General features: G+C 69.4%; 25 protein-coding genes, 1 tRNA gene and 1 pseudogene. 11 read left to right on the forward strand and 16 right to left on the reverse strand.

Annotation, left to right across the window (positions count from 1 at the left end):
* Together G3I71_RS09400 and G3I71_RS09405 are read left to right on the forward strand one after the other, a co-directional pair.
* Positions 1-224, forward strand: a pseudogene (locus G3I71_RS09400) (ATP-binding protein); the annotation flags it as partial.
* Between the two features lie 204 nt (positions 225-428).
* Positions 429-890, forward strand: a complete 462-nt coding sequence (locus G3I71_RS09405; protein ID WP_164313505.1) for a hypothetical protein — start codon at positions 429-431, stop codon at positions 888-890.
* A 1-nt stretch (position 891) separates the two neighbouring features.
* Here the strand turns inward: G3I71_RS09405 and G3I71_RS09410 are convergent, their stop codons facing one another.
* On the reverse strand, positions 892-1,353 hold the full coding sequence (locus G3I71_RS09410) for a hypothetical protein (RefSeq protein WP_164313506.1): 462 nt from the start codon (positions 1,351-1,353) through the stop codon (positions 892-894).
* 206 nt (positions 1,354-1,559) lie between these two features.
* On the opposite strand from G3I71_RS09410, the gene G3I71_RS09415 reads away from it, so the two are divergent.
* The 7 genes from G3I71_RS09415 to G3I71_RS09445 all read left to right on the forward strand — a co-directional run bounded on the left by G3I71_RS09415 (position 1,560) and on the right by G3I71_RS09445 (position 7,038).
* On the forward strand, positions 1,560-1,907 hold the full coding sequence (locus G3I71_RS09415; RefSeq protein WP_203729808.1) for a hypothetical protein: 348 nt from the start codon (positions 1,560-1,562) through the stop codon (positions 1,905-1,907).
* The gene (locus tag G3I71_RS09420; RefSeq protein WP_164313507.1) at positions 1,904-2,614 is read left to right on the forward strand and encodes a DNA methylase; all 711 of its coding nucleotides are present in this window, start codon (positions 1,904-1,906) and stop codon (positions 2,612-2,614) included. Before G3I71_RS09415 ends, G3I71_RS09420 begins: the two co-directional genes overlap by 4 nt.
* Entirely contained in the window at positions 2,611-3,480 is an 870-nt protein-coding gene (locus tag G3I71_RS09425) for a bifunctional DNA primase/polymerase (RefSeq protein WP_164313509.1), read from the forward strand. Before G3I71_RS09420 ends, G3I71_RS09425 begins: the two co-directional genes overlap by 4 nt.
* Positions 3,477-3,809 (forward strand): hypothetical protein, encoded by a 333-nt coding sequence (locus G3I71_RS50265; RefSeq protein ID WP_203729959.1) that lies wholly within the window; start codon positions 3,477-3,479, stop codon positions 3,807-3,809. Before G3I71_RS09425 ends, G3I71_RS50265 begins: the two co-directional genes overlap by 4 nt.
* Positions 3,806-5,221, forward strand: coding sequence for a phage/plasmid primase, P4 family (locus tag G3I71_RS09435; RefSeq protein WP_239149045.1), 1,416 nt, complete (start codon positions 3,806-3,808; stop codon positions 5,219-5,221). The genes G3I71_RS50265 and G3I71_RS09435 overlap by 4 nt, the downstream gene beginning before the upstream one ends.
* A 246-nt stretch (positions 5,222-5,467) precedes the next feature.
* Positions 5,468-5,677 (forward strand): AlpA family transcriptional regulator, encoded by a 210-nt coding sequence (locus tag G3I71_RS09440; RefSeq protein ID WP_239149046.1) that lies wholly within the window; start codon positions 5,468-5,470, stop codon positions 5,675-5,677.
* Entirely contained in the window at positions 5,674-7,038 is a 1,365-nt protein-coding gene (locus tag G3I71_RS09445) for a tyrosine-type recombinase/integrase (protein WP_343242895.1), read from the forward strand. The genes G3I71_RS09440 and G3I71_RS09445 overlap by 4 nt, the downstream gene beginning before the upstream one ends.
* Positions 7,039-7,193: 155 nt before the next feature.
* Here G3I71_RS09445 and G3I71_RS09450 read toward each other — a convergent pair.
* Positions 7,194-7,275, reverse strand: a tRNA-Tyr gene (locus tag G3I71_RS09450).
* A gap of 236 nt (positions 7,276-7,511) precedes the next feature.
* Between G3I71_RS09450 and G3I71_RS09455 the strand changes: the two genes are divergently transcribed.
* Entirely contained in the window at positions 7,512-8,000 is a 489-nt protein-coding gene (locus G3I71_RS09455; RefSeq protein ID WP_164313511.1) for a YajQ family cyclic di-GMP-binding protein, read from the forward strand.
* A gap of 91 nt (positions 8,001-8,091) precedes the next feature.
* Here the strand turns inward: G3I71_RS09455 and G3I71_RS09460 are convergent, their stop codons facing one another.
* Positions 8,092-8,358 carry a GlsB/YeaQ/YmgE family stress response membrane protein gene (locus G3I71_RS09460; RefSeq protein ID WP_164313512.1) on the reverse strand — a complete coding sequence of 89 codons (267 nt, stop codon included), beginning with the start codon at positions 8,356-8,358 and terminating at the stop codon, positions 8,092-8,094.
* A gap of 172 nt (positions 8,359-8,530) precedes the next feature.
* On the opposite strand from G3I71_RS09460, the gene G3I71_RS09465 reads away from it, so the two are divergent.
* A complete protein-coding gene (locus G3I71_RS09465) occupies positions 8,531-9,811 on the forward strand; it encodes an APC family permease (protein WP_164313514.1) in 1,281 nt (426 codons plus the stop codon).
* Positions 9,812-9,826: 15 nt separating this feature from the next.
* Here the strand turns inward: G3I71_RS09465 and G3I71_RS09470 are convergent, their stop codons facing one another.
* The 13 genes from G3I71_RS09470 to G3I71_RS09530 form a co-directional block, all read right to left on the reverse strand.
* Positions 9,827-10,405 (reverse strand): SMI1/KNR4 family protein, encoded by a 579-nt coding sequence (locus tag G3I71_RS09470; protein ID WP_164313515.1) that lies wholly within the window; start codon positions 10,403-10,405, stop codon positions 9,827-9,829.
* 64 nt (positions 10,406-10,469) lie between these two features.
* Entirely contained in the window at positions 10,470-10,865 is a 396-nt protein-coding gene (locus G3I71_RS09475; protein WP_164313516.1) for a YccF domain-containing protein, read from the reverse strand.
* The gene (htpX, locus tag G3I71_RS09480) at positions 10,862-11,725 is read right to left on the reverse strand and encodes a zinc metalloprotease HtpX (RefSeq protein ID WP_164313518.1); all 864 of its coding nucleotides are present in this window, start codon (positions 11,723-11,725) and stop codon (positions 10,862-10,864) included. Before htpX ends, G3I71_RS09475 begins: the two co-directional genes overlap by 4 nt.
* A 162-nt stretch (positions 11,726-11,887) precedes the next feature.
* Positions 11,888-13,411 carry an NADH-quinone oxidoreductase subunit N gene (locus G3I71_RS09485; protein ID WP_164313519.1) on the reverse strand — a complete coding sequence of 508 codons (1,524 nt, stop codon included), beginning with the start codon at positions 13,409-13,411 and terminating at the stop codon, positions 11,888-11,890.
* Positions 13,408-14,985, reverse strand: a complete 1,578-nt coding sequence (locus G3I71_RS09490; protein WP_164313520.1) for an NADH-quinone oxidoreductase subunit M — start codon at positions 14,983-14,985, stop codon at positions 13,408-13,410. Before G3I71_RS09490 ends, G3I71_RS09485 begins: the two co-directional genes overlap by 4 nt.
* A gap of 6 nt (positions 14,986-14,991) precedes the next feature.
* Positions 14,992-16,986, reverse strand: a complete 1,995-nt coding sequence (locus G3I71_RS09495) for an NADH-quinone oxidoreductase subunit L (RefSeq protein ID WP_164313521.1) — start codon at positions 16,984-16,986, stop codon at positions 14,992-14,994.
* Positions 16,983-17,366, reverse strand: a complete 384-nt coding sequence (nuoK, locus tag G3I71_RS09500) for an NADH-quinone oxidoreductase subunit NuoK (RefSeq protein WP_164313523.1) — start codon at positions 17,364-17,366, stop codon at positions 16,983-16,985. The genes G3I71_RS09495 and nuoK overlap by 4 nt, the downstream gene beginning before the upstream one ends.
* Positions 17,366-18,022 (reverse strand): NADH-quinone oxidoreductase subunit J, encoded by a 657-nt coding sequence (locus G3I71_RS09505; protein WP_164313524.1) that lies wholly within the window; start codon positions 18,020-18,022, stop codon positions 17,366-17,368. The genes nuoK and G3I71_RS09505 overlap by 1 nt, the downstream gene beginning before the upstream one ends.
* Positions 18,019-18,549: a 4Fe-4S binding protein gene (locus G3I71_RS09510; protein ID WP_164313750.1), complete on the reverse strand. Its 531-nt coding sequence runs from the start codon at positions 18,547-18,549 to the stop codon at positions 18,019-18,021. The genes G3I71_RS09505 and G3I71_RS09510 overlap by 4 nt, the downstream gene beginning before the upstream one ends.
* An 83-nt stretch (positions 18,550-18,632) precedes the next feature.
* Entirely contained in the window at positions 18,633-19,601 is a 969-nt protein-coding gene (locus G3I71_RS09515) for a complex I subunit 1 family protein (RefSeq protein WP_164313525.1), read from the reverse strand.
* A complete protein-coding gene (locus G3I71_RS09520; protein ID WP_164313526.1) occupies positions 19,598-20,599 on the reverse strand; it encodes an NADH-quinone oxidoreductase subunit C in 1,002 nt (333 codons plus the stop codon). The genes G3I71_RS09515 and G3I71_RS09520 overlap by 4 nt, the downstream gene beginning before the upstream one ends.
* Positions 20,596-21,201 carry an NADH-quinone oxidoreductase subunit B family protein gene (locus tag G3I71_RS09525; protein ID WP_343242896.1) on the reverse strand — a complete coding sequence of 202 codons (606 nt, stop codon included), beginning with the start codon at positions 21,199-21,201 and terminating at the stop codon, positions 20,596-20,598. Before G3I71_RS09525 ends, G3I71_RS09520 begins: the two co-directional genes overlap by 4 nt.
* A gap of 32 nt (positions 21,202-21,233) precedes the next feature.
* Positions 21,234-21,647, reverse strand: a complete 414-nt coding sequence (locus G3I71_RS09530; protein WP_164313528.1) for an NADH-quinone oxidoreductase subunit A — start codon at positions 21,645-21,647, stop codon at positions 21,234-21,236.
* Positions 21,648-21,807 lie beyond the last annotated feature (160 nt).

Here is a 21,807-nt window from a genome sequence, read left to right on the forward strand (position 1 = left end):
TCGGGGACGCCTCGCGTGTGCTCACGCAGGACGTCCTCAAGCGGCTGGCCGTCCTGGACGCGGACGCCTACGGCGCCTGGTCGTTCATCGACCTCAAGCGCGTCCTGGACGGCACCGGAGCCGAGCCCTACAAGTCGGACGGCCGCATGGTCGTCGGCGCCGAACGCGTCTCACGCGCCCTCACCAACCGCGACACGGAAGGTTCCGCTTCCGCCGCCGAGTGACAGGGAGCCGACCCCCGGCGGGCCAGGGAGGCAGGGAGAACTCCCTGACCCCCTCCCTGGCCCGCCTCCCTGACCCTGACCTGCACAAATGATCGTCAGGGAGGCAGGGAGGCATCCCAGGTCAGATCCCTGAAACCCCCCTCCACAGCCCACCTGCCAGGGGGTGTCCCTGCCTCCCTGGCCCACCACCGGAAGGGATTCCGCATGTACCCCGACCACACCCACCAGCCGCCCGCACAGCGGGCCGTGACCATCCACCAGCCGACCCCCATCGCGCCCGTGGTCGCAGTTCCGGCGCAGCTCGTTCCCGTCCAGCCGGGCACCGTCCCGGCGGTCGCGTCCGTCGTACTGCCCGACGGCCGCGTCGTCACCGGCTACGCCATCGAGCCCGCCAAGCCCGAACCCATCGCGTCCCCGCCGGCCGTCTCCCGGACGGCCGTGAACGTCGCCCTCGGGGGCGTCGGGTTCCTCGCCGTGTGCGGCGGCCTGCTGCTCCTCACCACATTCATCACCGCCCTCACCGCACTGATCACCCAGCTCATCACCCTGGCCGCCGTCATCTTCGGCGGCTGGATCGCCGTACAGATCTTCAGCGCGAGCAGCCACAAAGGCGGGACCACGATCAACATCCGCAAAGCCGTCTTCAAGCGCAACAAGTTCGGGTGAGCTACGCGCTCGGCTCTGGATGCTCGGCCCAGTACTTGTTCAGTGCGGCCCACCAAGTCGGACGCTCCTCGATCAGATGGACCATCGCCGGAGAGGTACACCGCAGAGACAAAGCGAAGTCGCGCCACCCCGCGTAGAACTTGATGTCGGGATTCAGTTCGGTGATCACGATTCCGTAGTCCACCACGTCGGCGAGCATGCCCGCGATAGCGAGAACACGAACCCGCCGATCCTCGTCATCGGGAAGCGAAGCGCCGCCGTAGAAGTGACCGTACAACCACGGCTCCGCAGCAAAGAAACTCTCGATGTGGTGCAGCCGTTCCATCCCGTTGTACATCGCGGATACACCGGCCACGACGTTGTTGATCGACGTCTGCCGCGTCAATTCCCGTGTCTGCCAACTCGACACGAGCAATGACGCAACCACACCGATCGATGCGATCACCCCAAAGATCTCGCCCACCAGACCCCCCGAAAAATTACCGGTGCTCTACCCCCACGAGTGATCCATTAACGGTGTGCCTCTGGCGCGCCGCTCCACGCGGAAGCCCTGGTACTACTCCAACCACTTCCGCACCTAACTACGCCAAGGGCGGCCCCCGTCTCGGCAAAAGTCCGGGGCCGCCCTTGTCCAGCCAGCATCCATCTCAGGAACTGGAGACATTCAGCATGACCGACCACACCAGTATTCCGCGAGTGCCCGACGGCACCGAGCGGGTGACCATGGTCCGCACCGAACCCCGCCCCGACGGCAGCACCGTCCTGGTCCTGCTCACCCCCGGACCGCCGATGGTCCTGATCGAACACCGCATGCGCCTCGACAAGTACCTCACCCGCGCCCTGCTGCACACCCTCGCCCGCGACCTGGACGGCATCCCGGACCCCGGACCCACCCCCGAGACCGCCGCCCTGTGGCTCGCGTTGGACACCGGCGACCGGGAAGCGTTCGAAGCCGCCATGGACAGCTACAGCACTCGCATCCTCAGCCTGTGGACGGATGGGGGTGCAGCCGAATGACGCGCCCTCGCCCCTTCCGGGTCCTGGACGCCTACTCCTGCATCGGCGGCGGCACCGAGGGCTACCGCCGAGCGTTCGGCCCCGACTGCCACATCACCGGCGTCGACATCGAAGCCCAACCCGACTACCGGGGCGACGACTTCCACCAGGGCGACGCCATCACCTTCATCCTCGCCCACGGCCACGAGTTCGACTTCATCCACGGCTCGCCGCCCTGTCAGGGCGAGGGCGCCCCGACCAAGGGCACCAATGCCGCCCGCAACAAGGCGATCGGCCGCACCTACCCCCGACTCATCGCACCCACCCGCGCCGCCCTGGACGCCACGGGACGGCCGTACGTGATGGAGAACGTGGCCGGCTCCGAGGTCCGCAAGGACATCCGGCTGTGCGGGGAACAGTTCGGACTCGGGGTGCTCATGCACCGCTACTTCGAACTCGGAGCCTGGACGGCCGCGCAGCCTGCCCATCCCAAGCACCGTGGCTACGTGCGCGGTTGGCGCCACGGCGAGTACCGCGAGGGCCCCTACGTCGCCGCCTACGGCGAGGGCGGCGGCAAAGCCACCGTGGACGAGATCCGCACCGCCAAGGGCATCGACTGGTCCACCGACCACCTCCGCCTGAGGGAAGCCCTCCCGCCCGCCTACACCGAATGGATCGGTACCGCGTTCCTCGCCACCGCCGCGCTGGACGGGAGGGCCGCCGCGTGAGCACCCACCTGCACACCGCCCTCGCCCTGGCCGCGCGCGGTGTGCCGCCGCTGCCCCTGCGGGCGGGGAAAGTGCCGTTCGGGAACTGCCCGGCATGCGCGAAGAACGCGTGCGGCGGACGGCAGAACATGAAAACCCCAGGCCCCTGCCACTGCCCCGCACCCTGTCACGCGTGGGCCGCCGCGACCACCGACCCGACCGTCATCAACTCCCCCCAATGGGCCACCGCATGGCGGCAAGCTGCCGCAGTCGGCTACCACCCCGGCGGCGCCGGCCTCACCGTCGTCGACCTGGACAACACGGCGGCCGTCGCATGGGCCCGTACGACCCTGCCCGCAACCCGCACAGTGCGGACGACACGGGGTGAGCACTGGCTCTACCAAGGCGCCATGCCGTCGTCGAACGCAGTCCGGCCGTGCGTCGACATCAAGTCGATTGCTCAGTACGCCCGTTGGCTCGGTCCCGGGACCGGCCGTATGGCCGTTCTCCCGGCGGCCGTGCGCGCGCTGCTGGTGAAGGAAGATGCCACCCCCGCCCCGGGGGAGGTGGTCTCTTCTCTTCCCTCCCGCGCCACGTGGGGCCGGTCGGTGGCCACCGGGTGCCGCCACACCGAGCGCTACGTCCGCACCGGCCTGGAACGCGGCCTCGCCCTCGTACGGGCCCGTACCGAATCCGGTGCCGGATCACAGGCGTTCGGCGTCGCACGGTTCCTCGCCGCGCAGCACACCGCCTGTCCCGGACCGTGCGGACTCGCGGCGATCGGCGAAGAGATCGTGACCGCCGCCGTGTTGGTGGGTGTTCCGGAGACCTACGCCCGCCGCGCGGTCGCCAACGGCCTGGAGACGGCTGCGGAGCACGCGGCATGAACAAAGCACCCCGAACCCCCACCAACACCCCTCAGGGCGCCGTACAGGGCCTGTCACGGCCGTCCGTGGGCGCACCGGAGGGCGTCGCCGTAGGCGTCCCCATTGCCGTTCTCTCGAACGTGCCGCGTGGCGACGGCCGTTACCCGATCGCGTGGCTGCACATCTGCACGCCGCACCGCGCGACACCGACCGCCACCTCCACATGCGAGTGCGGCCGGAACCGCCGGGCATTCGGCGGCGCCCGCGTGCTCGCCCTGATCGACGACCACACCACCCACCGCGACCACTGCCCGCTCCGCACCACCCTGGAAGGGAGGCAAGCGGCATGAGCGACCACCCCGCCCCCGAGACCGAGGAACTGCCCGCGCCGTCCCACCCCATGGCCGTTGCCCGCCGTGTGCTGCCCGACTGGCAGACCGAGGGCGGACAGCTCGTCTACCGGCGCTGGCGCGCTTCCTGGATGCGCTGGAACGGCACCTGCTGGCGCGAGATCGACGAAGCCCAGGTACGCAAGGCCATGTACGAGCGGCTGGAGTACGCCGTCTTCCGCGTGCCCGCCAAGGACGGCGAGACCGAGGAACGCGACTGGGCACCGACCAAACAGAAGATCAGCAACCTGTTGGACGCCCTCGGCTCCATCACCCTCCTGCCGACCGACACCGACGCGCCCGCCTGGATCGACGACGCCGGCGGCACGAGCGAGCCGAACGAGGGGCCGATCGTGGCGTGTGAAAACGGTCTGCTCAGGATCCGCGACCGAGCCCTGCTGCCGCACACCCCGGGCTTTTTCAACATCGTGTCCGTCCCGTTCGCCTACGACCCCACCGCGACGGCCCCGGAATGGGAACACTTCCTGTCCGAGGTCTGGCCCGACGACCCCGCCTCCATCACCGCACTACAGGAGTGGTTCGGCTACGTCCTGTCCGGCCGCACCGACCTACAGAAGATCCTGCTCATCGTCGGCCCGTCCCGATCAGGCAAAGGCACCATCGCGCGGGTGCTGAAAGCCCTGGTCGGCAAGGAGAACCTTGCCGGACCGACCCTGGCCGGGCTGAGCACGAACTTCGGTCTGGCCACGCTGATCGGCAAGTCACTGGCGATCATCTCCGACGCCCGCCTGTCCGGCAACGACAGCAGCCAGGTGGTAGAACGCCTGCTGACCATCTCGGGTGAGGACACCCTCGACGTCGACCGCAAGTTCCGCGTGCAGTGGACCGGCAAACTGCCCTCCCGGCTGATGATCCTGTCCAACGAACTGCCACACTTCGGCGACTCCTCCGGGGTCATCGCCAACCGGTTCGTCCTGCTCAACACGCGTCTGTCGTGGCTGGGCAGGGAAGACCCCACGCTCACCGACCGCCTGTTGGCCGAGATGCCAGGCATCTTCAACTGGGCACTGGAAGGGCTCGCCCGCCTCCAGCGCACCCGCCGGATCACGGAACCCGCCTCCAGCCGCGACGCGGTCACCACCATGCGCGACACCGCCTCACCCACCAGCGCGTTCGTCCGTGAACGCTGCACCACCGGCCCCACATCCACCGTGCCCGTAGACGCACTGTGGAACGTCTGGCGCGAGTGGGCCGAAGACAACGGCGTACGCCACGGCACGAAACAGATCTTCGGCCGCAACCTGCTCTCGGTGATCCCGCAACTCGCCCTCACACGCCCCCGAGAGGGTGACACCCGGGTCCGCACCTACACCGGAATCACTGTGCGCACCTCCCCGGACGCACCCGAGTAGGGCAGCGCTGACATTCCGCCGGGTCGCGGACCAACGCGGACCACCCTGCCTGACCTGCGCGTTCACCAGCCCTGGAAACGCGACCATCGCGGACCACGCTCCCACCGGTGGTCCGCGATGGTCCGCACACCAGGCACTACAAAACCGCAGGTCAACAGGGGTGGTCCGCGATGGTCCGCGACCCACGACATTGTGCCGCCAACCACACCCCGCCCCGCCCTCTCCTCGCCCCAAGGAGATTCCTGAATGAGCACCCCCACCCGCCGGCGCCGCGCGCCGAAAGACGAACTGCTGCCCCTGAGTGACGTCCTGGTGGAACTCGGCATCAGCCGCCCGACCTGGTACCGGTGGCGTGATCGCGGTTTCGGGCCGGAAGCGCGCCGTACGCAGTCAGGCCGCATATGTGTGCGCCGAAGTGCCCTGGACGCATTCAAAGACGAAATGGAAATTGCGTGACCGAGTGGAGCTACACCGTCAAGATCTGGGCCATCCGGAAGCGCGACTACCGAAAGCCCTACCAACTCCGCTGGTTCGTGGGCACGAGTTCCCACTCGGAATCGTTCCTCACGTCTGGCCTTGCGAAAAGCCGAGAAGCCCAACTCATCACCGCAGCCAACGCAGGTGAGCCGTTCGACATGGAAAGCGGGCTCCCCAAGTCGCTGGTCGTCAAGGAACGGGACATCTCCTGGTACGAGCACGCCCGCAACTACATCGAGATGAAGTGGGACGACGCCCCGGGCTCCACACGGCGGACCCTGGCCGAAGCCATGGCGACCGTGACACCCGCACTGGTCAAGGACACCAAGGGCATGCCCGACGCGCAAGCCGTCCGTACCGCCCTCTATAGCTGGGCATTCAACAAGAACCGCTGGGAGAAGGAGACACCGGCTGACGTGGCCCAAGTGCTGGACTGGTTCGAGCGCAAGTCGTTGCCCACGTCCGCGCTCGCCGAACGCCTGCTCGTACGGGCCACCCTGAAAGCCCTGTCCAAGAAGCTGGACGGCAAAACGGCAGCACCCGGAACGATCCAGCGGAAGCGCGCCATCTTCTACAACTCCCTTGAATACGCGGTGGACGCCGAACTCCTCACCGAGAACCCCCTCACCCGTATCAAGTGGAAAGCCCCGGAGCAGGTGGGAGAGGAGGTGGACCCCGCCTGTGTACCGAATCCGGGGCAGGCCTCGAAACTCTTGGCCGCCGTACGGGAACAGAGTCCCCGTGGGCGGCGCCTGGTGGGGTTCTTCGGCTGCATGTACTACGCGGCTGCGCGCCCGGCGGAAGTCATCGGGCTACGCCTCTCCGACTGCGATCTGCCGCGCCGTGGGTGGGGCATGCTCCGGCTCAGGGAGACGCGCCCCCGATCGGGCTCAGCGTGGACGGACAGCGGCGAGCCACACGAGCGGCGGGGACTGAAGCACCGGCCGCGAAAGGCGGTGCGGCCGGTCCCGATCCCGCCCGAACTGGTGGCCATGCTGCGCTGGCACGCCACGGCCTACGGCACCGCTCCCGATGGCCGGCTGTTCCAGACGCAGCGCGGTGGACTGATCCAGGACACCGGTTACGGCGAAGTCTGGGCAGAGGCTCGGTCGCGGGCCCTGACTCCTGCCGAGTACGACTCGACATTGGCCAAGCGTCCTTATGATCTTCGCCACACGGCGGTGTCCACGTGGCTCAGCTCCGGGGTGGAACCGCAGCTCGTGGCCAAGCGCGCCGGCCACAGCGTCGCCGTGCTGCTCCGCGTGTACGCCAAGTTCCTCAGCGACGGAGATGACGCCGCGAACGCCAAGATCTCCGAACGCTTGGGGCGCCATGGCTGAGGGACCCACGGCCGCCGTCCGCGCCCCGTCCGCGAAATCCGAGAGAGAACGTTCGAACACGAGACAGAGCGAGACAGTGCACTGATCTCACGGGCGCATGACAAAGGGCCCGTGACCTGCGATGAAAGCAGGTCACGGGCCCTTTGTTTAACCTGTGGCGGCGCCAGGGTTCGAACCTGGGTAGGCTGAGCCGGCAGATTTACAGTCTGCTCCCTTTGGCCGCTCGGGCACACCGCCAGGGTTTGCTGCCCTTTCGAACCGCTTTTCGGCGGTGCTCCTTGGCAACGACGTAAACGATACCCGATGGGTAGGGGTGCTTCGCCACCCGATTGAGCGGCGCTCGGGGTGGAGGGGGTGGCTACCCTTATGCGGATGCGGCCCGGGACGTACGCCGGGCTCGGCTGCTGTCCCCACGCATGCCGATACGCACCCCACGGATTCCGACAAGCACCCCATACAAGGAGCCACAGGACATGGCCGACTCCAGTTTCGACATCGTCTCGAAGGTCGAGCGGCAGGAGGTCGACAACGCCCTCAACCAGACCGCCAAGGAGATCTCCCAGCGCTACGACTTCAAGGGCGTGGGCGCCTCGATCGCGTGGTCCGGCGAGAAGATCCTCATGGAGGCGAACTCCGAGGAACGGGTCAAGGCGGTCCTCGATGTGTTCGAGACCAAGCTGATCAAGCGCGGCATCTCGCTGAAGTGCCTGGACGCGGGTGAGCCCCAGCTCTCCGGCAAGGAGTACAAGCTCTTCTCCTCGATCGAGGAAGGCATCTCCCAGGAGAACGCCAAGAAGGTCGCGAAGATCATCCGCGACGAGGGCCCGAAGGGCGTGAAGGCCCAGGTCCAGGGGGAAGAGCTGCGCGTCAGTTCGAAGAACCGCGACGACCTTCAGGCCATCATCGCCCTCCTCAAGGGCAAGGACTTCGACTTCGCGCTGCAGTTCGTGAACTACCGGTAGTCCACGAGGGGGCGAAGAGGGGTGGGCGCCCTGCGGCGCTCACCCCTCCCTTCTGCCTGCTGCGGACTGCGGCCGCGGACCAGGTACGCCCTCAGTCGCGCGAGTTGCCGAACAGAATGCGGTACGCGATCAGCAGCACCAGTGCGCCGCCGATCGCCGCCGCCCACGTGGTGCCGTCGTAGAACTGTTTACTGATGGGGTGGTCGAGAAAGCGCGCGGAGATCCAGCCACCGAGGAACGCGCCCGCGACGCCGATGACCGTCGTGCCGATGAAACCGCCCGGGTCGCGCCCCGGCAGCAGGAACTTGGCGATGGCCCCGGCCAACAGCCCCAGGATGATCCAGCCGATGATGCTCATGTCCTGAACCTGCCCCTCTGTGCTGTGCTCGAACTGTCCCGGCGCTGTGACTTGCGACTTTGCCGATCTCGTCGTGTCTGTGCGCTCGGGTTGGTGCGTTGTTCGCGTTGTGTCGCTGTATTCGACGTCAACGCGGTGCCTGGTGGTTGCACCGGTCAGTAGGGTGCGGCGCATGACACAGCCCGGCGCGGTATCGCCCCCTGAACTGCGCCGCACCCTTGGCGTCGGGGACGCCGTGATCATTGGGCTCGGTTCGATGGTCGGGGCCGGTGTCTTCGCGGCCCTGGGACCCGCGGCACGCGCGGCCGGGTCCGGGCTGCTGCTCGGGCTCGCCACGGCGGCCGTGGTCGCCTACTGCAACGCCATGTCGTCCGCCCGGCTGGCCGCCCTCTATCCCGCCTCCGGCGGCACCTACGTGTACGGGCGTGAGCGGCTCGGCGCGTTCTGGGGCTATCTCGCGGGCTGGTCGTTCGTCGTCGGGAAAACGGCCTCCTGTGCGGCGATGGCGCTCACCGTGGGCACGTACGTCTGGCCGGATCAGGCGCACGTGGTGGCGGTCGTGGCCGTGGTGGTGCTGACCGCGGTGAACTACGGCGGTGTCCAGAAGACCGCCTGGCTGACGCGGGCGATCGTGGCGGTGGTCCTCGCTGTCCTCGCTTCCGTGGTGGTGGTGAGCATGACCTCAGATGCCGCCGATGCCGGCCGGCTGGAGGTCGGGGCATCCGGGGGTGTGGGCGGAGTGCTTCAGGCGGCCGGGCTGCTGTTCTTCGCGTTCGCCGGGTACGCCCGGATCGCGACTCTCGGCGAAGAGGTACGGGATCCCGCGCGCACCATCCCGCGTGCGATCCCGACGGCACTGGGCATCGCGCTGGTGGTGTACGCGGCGGTGTCGGTGGCTGTCCTTGCCGTGCTGGGGTCGGGCGGGCTCGGGCACGCGACCGCCCCACTGGCCGACGCGGTACGGGCGGCGGGCGTGCCGGGGCTGGTGCCTGTCGTCCGGGCCGGTGCCGCCGTGGCCGCGCTCGGCTCGCTGCTCGCCCTGATCCTGGGCGTCTCACGGACGACGCTGGCCATGGCCCGTGACCGTCATCTGCCCGGCGCCCTGGCCGCCGTGCATCCGCGCTTCCAGGTACCGCACCGGGCCGAGTCGGCCGTGGGCGCGGTGGTCGCGGTGCTGGCCGCGACGGTGGACGTACGGGGCGCTATCGGGTTCTCCTCCTTCGGGGTTCTGGCTTACTACGCGGTGGCCAACGCCTCCGCCTGGACACTGAGTTCGGCTCCGGCGTCACGAGTGGTGCCGGTGGTGGGGTTCCTCGGCTGTGTGACGCTGGCGTTCGCGCTTCCGGGAGTGTCGGTGGTCGTGGGCGCGGGTGTGCTGGGCCTGGGGGCGGTCGCGTACGGCGTACGACGCTGGTGGTCGGCTTCGCGGGCGTCGGCCGGACCTCACCCCTGACAGAAATCGCGTCGGCTAGGGGGCCTGGACCGGCGGCGTCGCTGTCGCCGTGTGTGTGCGGAATTCGGGCCAGAGCTCCAGGTCCTTGGCTTCGCTGGACTCCTCGTACCAGCCCGAGCCGTCGAGCCAGGTGGCCAGCCACTCCGCGAGGCCCGGGGCGTCGGTGTACCACGCGTGGTCGGCGTCGTCGGCGTTCGGCTCGAAGAGCAGGACGGCGCCTTCCGGTGCACGGCAGTCCACGCACGCGTACATCCCGCAGCCCCAGTGGGATATCGGCAGGATGCCCTCGGGCCAGAACCAGCCCGGGTCCTTGCGGGCTTCAGCGCGGTTGGCGAGGTATTGGGCGACGACGGGTGGCTCACCGGCGGACGAACTGTCGAGCAGGGGCAACAGGCCGTAGGACGGGCCGAATCCGCCGTCTCCTATCCGGAGGTAGAGCTCGGCGAGGAGCGGCGGCAGAGGGAAGCCGAGGGCGGTCTCGGCGCGGTCGAGCGTGGCCGCGTCCACGGGTGCGGGCAGTGAAGGCCAGCCCCACGGCCGGGTGTTGCGCGCCGCGAAGGCCACCCGTGTCAGCAACTGCTCGATCTCGGTCATGGATTCATCATGCAGGCCGCCACTGACAATCGCGGCGGCCTGTGGACAACCGGCGGGCGGCGCGCTACCAGCGCGAGCTGAACGGCTGGTCCGTCGGCACGATTTCGCGGCCCAGCGGCAGCAGCGAGACGGGGATGAGCTTGAAGTTGGCGATGCCGAACGGGATGCCGATGATCGTGATGCAGAGCAGCACGCCGGTGACGACGTGGGCCAGGGCGAGCCACCAGCCCGCGAGGACCAGCCACAGGACGTTGCCGATGCAGGAGGGAGCGCCCGCGTCGCGCCGCTCGACCGTGGTACGGCCGAAGGGCCACAGGGCGTACGCACCGATCCGGAAGGCCGCAATACCAAACGGAATTCCGATAATCGTGATGCAAAGCAGCGCACCGGCCGCCAGATATGCGAGGAACAGCCAGAAGCCGCTCAGGACGAGCCAAATGACGTTGAGGATTGTCTTCACTGGTGGCGACCTGCCATCTTTTCGAGCCGGGCAATGCGCTCCGCCATCGGCGGGTGCGTAGAGAACATCTTGGAGAGTCCCTGGCCTGGGCGGAAGGGGTTCGCGATCATCATGTGGCTCGCGGTCTCGATACGTCGCTCGGGGGGCAGCGGGAGCTGCTTCGTGCCCGCTTCCAGTTTGCGCAGGGCGCTCGCGAGGGCCAGTGGGTCGCCGGTGAGCTGGGCGCCCGACGCGTCGGCCTCGTACTCCCTGGAGCGGCTGATGGCGAGCTGGATGACAGTGGCCGCGAGCGGGCCCAGGATCATGATCATCAACATCCCGAGAATGCCGGGCCCGTCGTCGTCGTTCGAGCGGCCGATCGGGATCAGCCAGGCGAAGTTGACCAGGAACATGATCACGGAGGCCAGGGCGCCGGCGACCGACGAGATGAGGATGTCTCGGTTGTAGACATGGCTCAGCTCATGGCCGATGACGCCACGCAGCTCGCGCTCGTCCAGGATGCGCAGGATGCCTTCGGTACAGCACACCGCCGCGTTGCGCGGGTTGCGGCCCGTGGCGAACGCGTTCGGCGCTTCTGTGGGCGAGATGTACAGGCGCGGCATGGGCTGGCGGGACTGGGTGGAGAGGTCGCGGACCATGCGGTACAGGGCCGGAGCCTCGAATTCGCTCACCGGGCGGGCGCGCATCGCGCGTAGAGCCAGTTTGTCGCTGTTCCAGTACGCGTACGCGTTGGTGCCGATCGCGACGAAGAGTGCGATCACCAGGCCTGTACGGCCGAAGATGCTGCCGAAGCCGATGATGAGTGCGGACAGTCCCCCGAGGAGCAGGGCTGTCCTGAGCCCGTTGTGCCGGCGGTGCACGGTACGCCCTCCTAGTGGTGCGGCAGGGGAACCCTGATGTCAGGTCCAGTGGACCCTTCCGTACTGGTCAACGCCAGGCGGGGATTCGCAGTTCCCTTGCGCGCTCGGAGGCGCGCGTGAGCCGTCCGGGTGAGGTCCACGCGCGCGTGCGGGCGTCGGTGGTCAGAAGAGGCCGGTGCCGGCGAAGCGCAGTACCAGCTGGGGTGCGCCGGAGAGGGCGATGCCGAGGACGGCGGTCAGGGCGATCGCGGCCGTGAGGGGGGCCGGGGCACGGTGGCGTTCCTCGGCATTCTCGGGAGTGCGGAAGAGCAGGGCCGTCCACTGGAGGTAGTAGAAGAGGGCGATCACGACGTTGACGGCCATGATCACGGCCAGCCAGCCGAGTCCGGCGTCGACGGCCGCGGAGAAGACGGTGACCTTCGCGAAGAGGCCGATGATGCCTGGCGGCAGTCCGGCGAGGCACAGCAGGAAGAAGCCCAGGACGAGCGCTGCCAGGGGGCGGGTGGCGTACAGGCCCCGGTAGTCGCTGACGCGGTTCAGGGGCTTCGTACGGGCCACCAGGGCCGCCACCGCGAAGGCGCCCAGGTTCACGGCGGCGTACATGAGGGCGTACGCGACGGTGGAGCCGATCGACTTCTGGGCGTCGTCGGAGTACGCGGCGGCGGCGATCGGTACCAGGAGGTAGCCGGCCTGGCCGACGGAGGACCAGGCGAGCAGGCGTACCGCGCTGTACGCGCGCGTGGTCTGCTGGCGCAGGGCGCCGACGTTGCCGACGGTCATGGTGAGCGCGGCCAGGGCTGCCAGTGCAGGGCCCCAGACGTTGGCGTACGACGGGAAGGCGACGACGGTGACGAGGATCAGGCCGGAGAAGCCGACGGCCTTGCCGACGACCGACAGATAGGCGGCGATCGGCAGGGGCGCCCCCACGTAGGTGTCGGGTACCCAGAAGTGGAAGGGCACGGCGGCCGTCTTGAAGGCGAAGCCGATGAGGGTGAGGACGACGCCTGCCTGGGCGAGGGTGTGGAGCTGTGGGTCGACGTGCTGGATCCGGTCGGCGATCTCGGTGAGGTAGAGGGTGCCCGTGGACGCGTACACGAAGCTGATGCCCATGAGGCTGACCGCGGTCGCCGTCACGGAGGACAGGAAGAACTTCAGGGCCGCTTCGGAGGACTTCCGGTCGCCGTGCCGGATCCCGACAAGGGCGAAGGCGGGCAGGGAGGCGACCTCCAGGGCGACGATCAGGGTCGCGAGGTCGCGGGAGGCGGGCAGCATGGCCGCTCCGGCGGCGGAGGACAGCAGCAGGAACCAGTACTCCCCTTCGGGGAGTCCTCGGTCGGCGTCCTTGAGGGCGGTGACCGAGAGGAGGGCGGCGAGCAGCGCGCCGCCGAGCACCAGGAACTGGATGACGAGGGTGAAGCGGTCGGCCGTGTAGCTGCAGACGTCCGTGCTGCCGGTGAGGCAGAAGGTGGAGCGGTCGCCGTCCAGGAGGGGCAGCAGGAGAAGGGCCGACGCGGTGAGGCCGGCGACCGAGATCCAGCCGAGGACAGCCTTCTTGTTGTCGCCGATGAACAGGTCGGCGACCAGCACGGCGAGCCCCACGAGGGCCGCGACGGTGGGCGGCGCGATGGCGAGCCAGTCGACGGACTGGACGACGGACTGAGCCGCGAACTGGACCGGGGAGCTCATCGGGGGCCTCCTGAGAGGAGCTGCTGCACGGCCGGGTCGGTCAGGCCGAGGAGGGCCTTCGGCCAGAGTCCGGCGACGACGGTGAGGGCGACGAGCGGGCTCCAGGCCGCGAGTTCGTACGTCTGTACGTCGGCGAGCTGGGGGGCGTCCGGCTGCGGGGCGGCGCCCATGCAGACGCGGCGTACGACGATGAGCATGTACGCGGCGGTGAGCAGGGTGCCGAGGGCGGCGATCGCCGTGTAGGTGAGGAAGGCGGGGCGACTGAGGTCGTCGGCGGGGTCGAACGCGCCGAACAGGGCCAGCATCTCGCCCCAGAACCCGGCGAGGCCGGGCAGTCCGAGCGAGGCGACGGCGGCGAAGGCCACGAGGCCGCCGAGGCGCGGGGCCCGGCCGTAGAGGGCGGCGCCGGTGCGGTCGGCGAGGGTGTCGAGGTCGGTGGTGCCCGTGCGGTCCTTCAGCGCTCCGACCAGGAAGAAGAGGAGGCCGGTGATGAGGCCGTGGGCGATGTTGGCGAAGAGCGCGCCGTTCACGCCGGTCGGGGTCATGGTCGAGATGCCGAGCAGGACGAAGCCCATGTGGCCGACCGAGGAGTAGGCGATGAGCCGCTTGAGGTCGCCCTTCGCACCCCGCCGGGCAAGGGCCAGGCAGGCCAGGGAACCGTAGATGATCCCGACGACGGCGAACGCGGCGAGGTAGGGCGCGAACGCCCGGAATCCGTCGGGTGTGACCGGCAGCAGGATGCGCACGAACCCGTACGTGCCCATCTTGAGCAGGACGCCCGCCAGCAGGACCGAACCGACGGTCGGGGCGGCGGTGTGGGCGTCCGGCAGCCAGCTGTGCAGCGGCCACATCGGCGTCTTGACCGCGAGCCCGATCCCGATCGCCAAAGCGGCGGTGACCTGCACGGATGTGCTCAGTCCTGAGCCGTTGTCAGTGGTGAGTGCCATGATGTCGAACGTGCCCGCTTTGATCCCGATCTGGAGCAGGCCCAGCAGCATGACCACGGATCCGAGCAGGGTGAAGAGGATGAACTTCCAGGCGGCACGAGTCCGTTGCTCACCGCCCCAGCGGGCGATGAGGAAGTACATCGGGATGAGCACCATCTCGAACGCGAGGAAGAACAGCAGCAGGTCGAGGACGGCGAAGGTCGCGAGGGTGCCGGACTCCAGGACGAGGAGGAGTGCGACGAAGGCCTTCGGGGAGGGGCCGGCGGGCAGCTTGAAGCAGGAGTAGAGCGCGCAGAGAAAGGTCAGGAGCGCGCTCAGGACCAGAAGGGGGAGGGAAATGCCGTCGACGCCGAGGTGGATCCGCACGTCGAGTGCGGGGATCCAGCTGATGTCGGTCGTGGCCTGCATCTTCGACGGATGGTCGTGGTCGAAGCCGAGCGCCAGGGCGATCGCGGCGATGAGCACCGCGCCGGTGACGGTCACGCCGTGCCGCAGCACGGCCTGCTCGGGCGACTTCCCCTTCAGCCCGGGCGGGGCCGGCAGAAGAGCGGCGACGGCGCCGATCAGCGGGCCCACGACGAGGAATGCCAGAAGGAACTGCATCACTGACTCGTTGATATCGATCACGCCTGCTCACGCTCCCGTGGCGACGAGGAGGACGGCGACCACCAGGACGACGGTGCCGGCGAGCAGCGCGCTCACATAGGTCTGGACGTTGCCGGTCTGGGCGCGTCGTACGGCGGTACCCAGCAGGTGGGGCACAGCGCTCGCACCGCGTACGTAGGTGTCGACGACCTCTCGGTCGAGGAAGCGGACGAGGGTGGCGGCGGCCTGGACCGGGCGGACGAACAGCACCGTGTACAGGGCGTCCAGGTTGAAGCCGACGGCCGCGTGGCGGTGCAGCGGGCCGAGCAGAAGTCGTCCGGGGTCCGCCGGGTCGGGTGCGGTGGCCATGTCTCCGTAGGCGAGGGTGTGGGTGGCGATGGCCTCGGCCTCTACGGAACCGCCGTCCGCGTCCGGGTGGGCCGCGACCGCGCCCAGGGGGACGCGGGCCGCCAGGGCGGTGATCTGGCGCCAGGCTCCATAGGTGACGAGGCCGCCGACGAGGGCCATTCCGGTGCCGAGGACGGAGGTGGTGAGTGTCGGGGTCAGGTCGTGGCCGTCGAACCAGTCGGGCAGCCTGCCGTAGGCGAGCCCGCCGAGGGCGAGGGAGGGGATCGCGAGCACCCAGAGCACCGCGGTCATCGCGACGGGCTGTCTGCCGTGGTCGGGGGCCTCGACGCCTCGGCCGCGGAAGGCGAGCAGCCACAGGCGGGTCGCGTAGGCGGCGGTGAGCAGGGCCGAGACCAGACCGGCGACGAGGACGATCCAGCCGACGGCACCGGGGATGCCCTCGGCATGGCCGGTGGTGGCGTGTTCGGCGGCGCCGAGGACGGACTCCTTGGAGAAGAAGCCGCTGAAGGGCGGGATCGCGGCGAGTGCGAGGAGCGCCACGGTCATCGTCCAGTAGGCGTCGGGGATGCGGGCGCGCAGGTTGCCCATGCGGGACATGGCGGCCAGCGAGTTGGTGCCGGAGGCGTGGATGATCACGCCCGCCGCGAGGAAGAGCAGCGCCTTGAAGGCGCCGTGGGTGAGGAGGTGGAAGACGGCGGCACCGCGGTCGCCGACGGCGAGGGCACCGGTCATGTAGCCGAGCTGGCCGATCGTCGAGTAGGCGAGGACGCGCTTGATGTCGTCCTGGGCGAGGGCGGCGAGGGCGGAGCCGGCCATCGTGACGGCGGCCATGACGGCGAGGACGACCAATGCGGCCGAGGAGGCCGCGAAGACCGGGAGGAGCCTGGCGATGAAGTAGACACCGGCGGCGACCATCGTCGCGGCGTGGATCAGCGCGGAGACGGGAGTGGGGCCCGCCATCGCGTCGGGGAGCCAGGTGTGCAGCGGGAACTGCGCCGACTTGCCCGCCACGCCGGCCAGGAGCAGCAGGGCGACCAGTGTCGGGTGGTCGAGTCCGCCGCTCGCAACGGTGCCGAGGATCTTCGTGATCCGGAAGGACCCGGCGTCGGTGGCGAGCGCGAACAGGCCGATCAGGAAGGGGACATCACCGAGTTTGGTGACGAGGAAGGCCTTGAGGGAGGCGGCGCGGGCTTCCGGGGTCTCCCAGTAGTGGCCGACCAGGAAGTAGGAGCAGATGCCCATGATCTCCCAGCCGACCAGCAGCATCATCAGGTCGCCGGAGTAGACGACGAGCAGCATCGCGGAGGTGAAGAGGGAGACGAGAGCGGCGTACGAGGGGTAGCGCGGGTCGTCGCGCAGATAGGCCGTCGAGTAGATCTGCACGCAGGTCGCGACCAGGGTGACCAGCACGGCGACGAGGGCGGCGAAGCCGTCGATGTGCAGGGCGAGTTCGACGGGGACCGAGCCGGTGGGTGTGAGCTCGGTGGCGGCGTCGACGGCCCGGTCGCCACCCTGGCGTACGGCGACGACCACGGCGAGGGCGAGCGCCGTGAGCGGCGGCAGTACGGCGAGGGGGCGTACGAAGCCGGGGGCCGTGCGGCCCAGGAGCAGGCCGGCGGCGGCGCCCAGGAACGGGAGGAGGGGGACGAGGACGGCGAGGGTGGTCGTGGTCACGCGGTGGCCTCAGCCTTCTCGTCTTCCGTGGCGTCCGTGACGGTGCCTTCGTCGGGGCCGTGCGGCTCGGCGGTGTCGCGGAGTTTGTCGATGTCCGCGGTGCCGCGGTTGCGGTGGACGGCGAGGACGATCGCCAGGCCGATGCCGATCTCGGCGGCGGCGATGGCGATGGTGAACAGGGTGAGGGCCTGGCCGGAGTGCGGGGTCTCGCGGGTGGTCCTGCTGAGCCAGACGTCGAAGGCGACGAGGTTGAGGTTGACGGCGTTGAGCATCAGCTCGACGGACATCAGGACCAGGATCGCGTTGCGGCGGGCGAGGACGCCGTAGATGCCGGTGCAGAAGAGGAGGGCGGAGAGTACGGCGGGATAGGCGAGGTGCATCAGAGGGCACCTTCCTGATCGGCCGGGCTGGTTCGCTCGATCGGGTGATTCCGGGAATCCAGGACAGAGGGGGAACTACCGGTCGCGGCTCGGGAGTTCAGAGGGGGAGAGCTCGACTCCGCCTTCGTCTTGCGGGACAGGACGATCGCCCCGACCAGGGCCGCGAGGAGAAGGACGGAGAGTGCCTCGAAGGGGAGGACCCAGTTCTGGAAGAGGCTCGCGCCGGTGACGGCGGTGGAGCCCGCGGCGGCGCCGTCCAGGTCGATCCAGGTCGCGCGGAAGGCGTCGACGACGACCCAGACCAGGGCGGCGGCGGAGGCGAGGGCCACGCCGAGGGCAGGCCACCGGTTGCCGGAGTCGGCGTCCGGGGAGCGGCCGATGGGGGCCCTGGTGAGCATCAGGCCGAAGAGGAGGAGGACGACGACGGAACCGACGTAGATGAGGACCTGTACCCAGGCGATGAACTCGGCCGTGAGGAGGAGGTATTCGACGGCGAGGCCGCCGAGGGTCAGCACCAGCCACAGGGCGGCGTGCACCAGTTGCCGGGTGGTGACGGTGACGAGCGCGGCGCCGAAGGTGACGAGGCCGACGAGGAGGAAGGCGATCTCGACGCCGGTCGGGGAGAGGAAGCCGTGGGTTGCGGCAGCGAGGGTCACGACGTGCCCTCCTGCGGCTCGGTGGGCACGGTGGGCTCGTTCGGCTCGGCCTGGGTGGCCTGCGCGGTGGCCAGCTTCTCCGCCGTTTTGCGGGCGGTGGCGATTTCCTTCGGTTCCTCGGCGGCGGGGTCGAGGGCGGGCGGGGCCGGAACCGTCCACATCCACTCGCGGAGCTTGTCGCGTTCGTGGGTGAGTTCGTGGATGTCGGTCTCGGCGTACTCGAACTCCGGGGACCAGAAGAGCGCGTCGAAGGGGCACACCTCGATGCAGATACCGCAGTACATGCAGAGGGAGAAGTCGATGGCGAAGCGGTCGAGGACGTTGCGGCTGCGCTCGCGGCCACCGGGGGCGGCGGCCGGAACCGTCTCCTTGTGGGAGTCGATGTAGATGCACCAGTCCGGGCACTCACGGGCGCACAGCATGCAGACCGTGCAGTTCTCCTCGAAGAGGCCGATGACTCCGCGGGTGCGGGGTGGGAGGTCGGGCTGGGCGTCCGGGTACTGCGCGGTGACGGTCTTCTTCGTCATCGTGCGGAGGGTGACGGCCAGGCCCTTGGCCAGGCCGATGCCGGGGATGCGGGACCTGGCGGGCGGGAGAGGCTCAGCCACGGTCACGAGATCACCACCTTCACGATGCCGGTGAGGGCGATCTGGGCGAGGGAGAGGGGGACGAGGAGGGTCCAGGCGAGCTTCTGGAGCTGGTCCTCGCGCAGCCGGGGGTAGGTGACGCGCAGCCAGATCACGACGAAGGCCAGCACCGCCGACTTCAGGAGGGTCCAGACCCAGCCCAGGCCGTCGGCGGCCCAGGGGCCGTGCCAGCCACCCAGGAAGAGGACGGTGGTCAGACCGCACAGGACGACGATCCCGGCGTACTCGGCGAGGAGGAAGAGGGCGAAGCGGAGGCCGGTGTACTCGGTGTAGGCGCCGAAGATGATCTCCGAGTCGGCCACCGGCATGTCGAAGGGGGGCCGTTGGAGTTCGGCGAGGCCGGCCACGAAGAAGACGATCGCGCCGACGAGCTGCCAGGGCAGCCACCACCACTCGAAGGCGTCGAGGATGCCGGGGAGCGACACCGTTCCCGCCGCCATGGCGACCGAGGCGGCGGTGAGGAGCATCGGGAGTTCGTAGGCGAGGAGTTGGGCGGCGGTGCGCAGGCCGCCCAGGAGGGAGAACTTGTTGGCCGACGCCCAGCCGGCCATGAGCGAGCCGAGGACGCCGACGCCCATGACGGCGAGGACGAAGAAGATGCCCGCGTCGACGACCTCGCCGACGGCGCCCTCGCCCGGGCCGATCGGGATGGCGAGGAGGACGATGAGGTACGGGAGGAGGGCCACCGCGGGGGCGAGCTGGAAGATACGGCGGTCGGCTCCGGCCGGGACGATGTCTTCCTTCTGCGCGAACTTCACGCCGTCCGCGACGAGTTGGGCCCAGCCGTGGAAGCCGCCGGCGTACATCGGGCCGAGGCGGCCCTGCATATGGGCCATCACCTTGTGCTCGGCCTGACCGACGATCAGAGGAAAGGTGAGGAAGACGACGAAGACGATCAGGAGTCGCAGGGCGACGTCGAGCGCGTCGTTCACTGCGAGCCTCCTGGCAGGTTGTCGGGCGCGGGGTTGTCGGGGGTGGTGTCCTCAGGGGCGGGGGGATCGGTCGGCTCAGGGGTCTTCGGGGTGGGTTCGTCGAAGGCCGGGCGGGCGTGGTGCCAGGGGGCGTCCGCCGTGGGTGGTGGCTCGGAGGGCTCGGTCGCCGGTGTCTGCGGCTGCTGCTGGGATGCCGAGCCCTGGCTCGCGCTGCGCGCTCGGCGGGGTGCGGCCGTCGGGGTCGGCGGGGTCGACGCGGCCTCCGTGGGGGTGCCCTCCGGTGCCGGGGTCTCGCTTGCCGGGGTCTCGCTTGCCGGAGGCTGGCTTGCCGAGCCGTCCGATGCCGTGCGGGTGCGGCGTACCGGGCGGTCGGCGGTGGTCGCGCGGCCGGCGGTGGCGCGGGCCGGGCGGGACGGGGCCGGGGGCAACTGGCCCTTCAGCGGGCCCCATTCGTTGGGGTCGGGGACGCCGGGCGGGAGCATCTGGCGGCGCTTGGGGCCACCGTGCTCCGACTCCCCCGGTTCCTTCGCGCCCGGCCAGGCCTTGGCGACCCGGGCCGCCAGCACGAAGTCCTTGCGGAGGGGGTGGCCCTCGAAGGTCTCCGGGAGGAGGAGGTGGTCCAGTCCCGGGTGGCCCTCGAAACGTACGCCGAACATCTCGTGCGTCTCGCGCTCGTGCCAGGCGGCGCCCGCGTAGACGTTCACCAGGGAGGGCAGTACGGCGGACTCGTGCGGGACCGTCGTCCGTACGAGGAGGCGGCGGACCGGGGAGAGGGCGACCACGTGGGCGGCGACTCGGAAGCCCGTGCCCGGTTCGTCGACCGCGCTGAGCCAGTCGAAGTAGGCGCACGAGAGTCGGTCGCGTGCTGTCTCCAGGGCCGCGGTCCAGGACGCCGGGGGTACGTCGACGGTCAGGACGTCGTACGACTCCTCGGCCGTGGCCTCCGTACCGAAGAGGTCCTCGGTGGGGGCGGGCAGCCAGCCGGTTGCCGCCGTCATGTTGCCTCTCCCGGGGTCGGCGGCTGTACCAGGGGGCTCTGGAGCGCGGCCGTCGAGGGGCGCGTCGCCGGTCCGGACGCGTACCGCTCGCCCAGGGACTCCCGGGCGATCTTCTCCTGGAGCTTGAGGATGCCCTGGAGCAGCGCCTCGGGCCGGGGCGGGCAGCCGGGGACGTAGACATCGACCGGGATGATCTGGTCGACGCCCTTCGTCACGGAGTAGGAGTCCCAGTACGGGCCGCCGCAGTTGCTGCACGCGCCGAAGGAGATGACGTACTTCGGCTCGGGCATCTGTTCGTACAGGCGCCGTACCGCCGGGGCCATCTTGTCCGTGACCGTGCCCGAGACCACCATCAGGTCGGCCTGGCGGGGCCCCGGGGCGAAGGGGATCACGCCGAGGCGGATGAAGTCGTGGCGGGCCATGGACGCGGCGATGAACTCGATCGCGCAGCAGGCGAGGCCGAAGTTGAAGACCCAGAGCGAGTAGCGGCGGCCCCAGTTCAGGACCACCTTCATCGGCTCGGGGGCCAGGCGGGCGAGGGCGCCCAGCCGCTTGGGCTCCGGCAGCAGTACGGGCACGGGCAATGGCGCAGGTGATGGCACGGGTACAGGCGCCGGCGAGTTCGCTTCTGGCGTCACGTCCACGTCAGGACGCCCTTCTTGTATGCGTAGAGCAGGCCCACGGCCAGGAAGCCGAGGAAGACGAACATCTCGACGAGGGTGGCCGCGCCGTAGCCGGGAGCCGCGAAGACGGTCGCCCAGGGGAACAGGAAGATCGAGTCGACGGCGAAGATTACGTAGAGGAAGGCGTAGACGTAGTAGCGGACCTGGGTGTGGGCCCAGCCCTCGCCGACGGGGTCGACACCGCACTCGTACGTCAGGAGCTTCTCGGGGGTCGGGACCACGGGGCGCAGCAGGCGCCCGGCCCCGAAGGCGACCGCGACGAAGAGCACGCCGACGGCGACGAGCAGTCCGACGACGGAGTAGGACTGGAAGTACTCCGACGCTGCGATGTGTTCCGTCGTGGCTACGGCGGTCGGTACCGGCACGTCCGTCCCTCGCTCCCTGGCCTCGTGACATCTCGCCCCTGGCGTTCGGCGATCTGTACGGACGGGAGTCTAGGGCCTGCTAAAGAGACAGTAAGCAGCCCGTCACACATGGCCATGTCCGGCTGGTGTGCAAGTGGTGTGCAAGGTGGGGTTTTCCCCC

The organism is Streptomyces sp. SID12501, assembly GCF_010550245.1.
GTDB lineage: Bacteria > Actinomycetota > Actinomycetes > Streptomycetales > Streptomycetaceae > Streptomyces.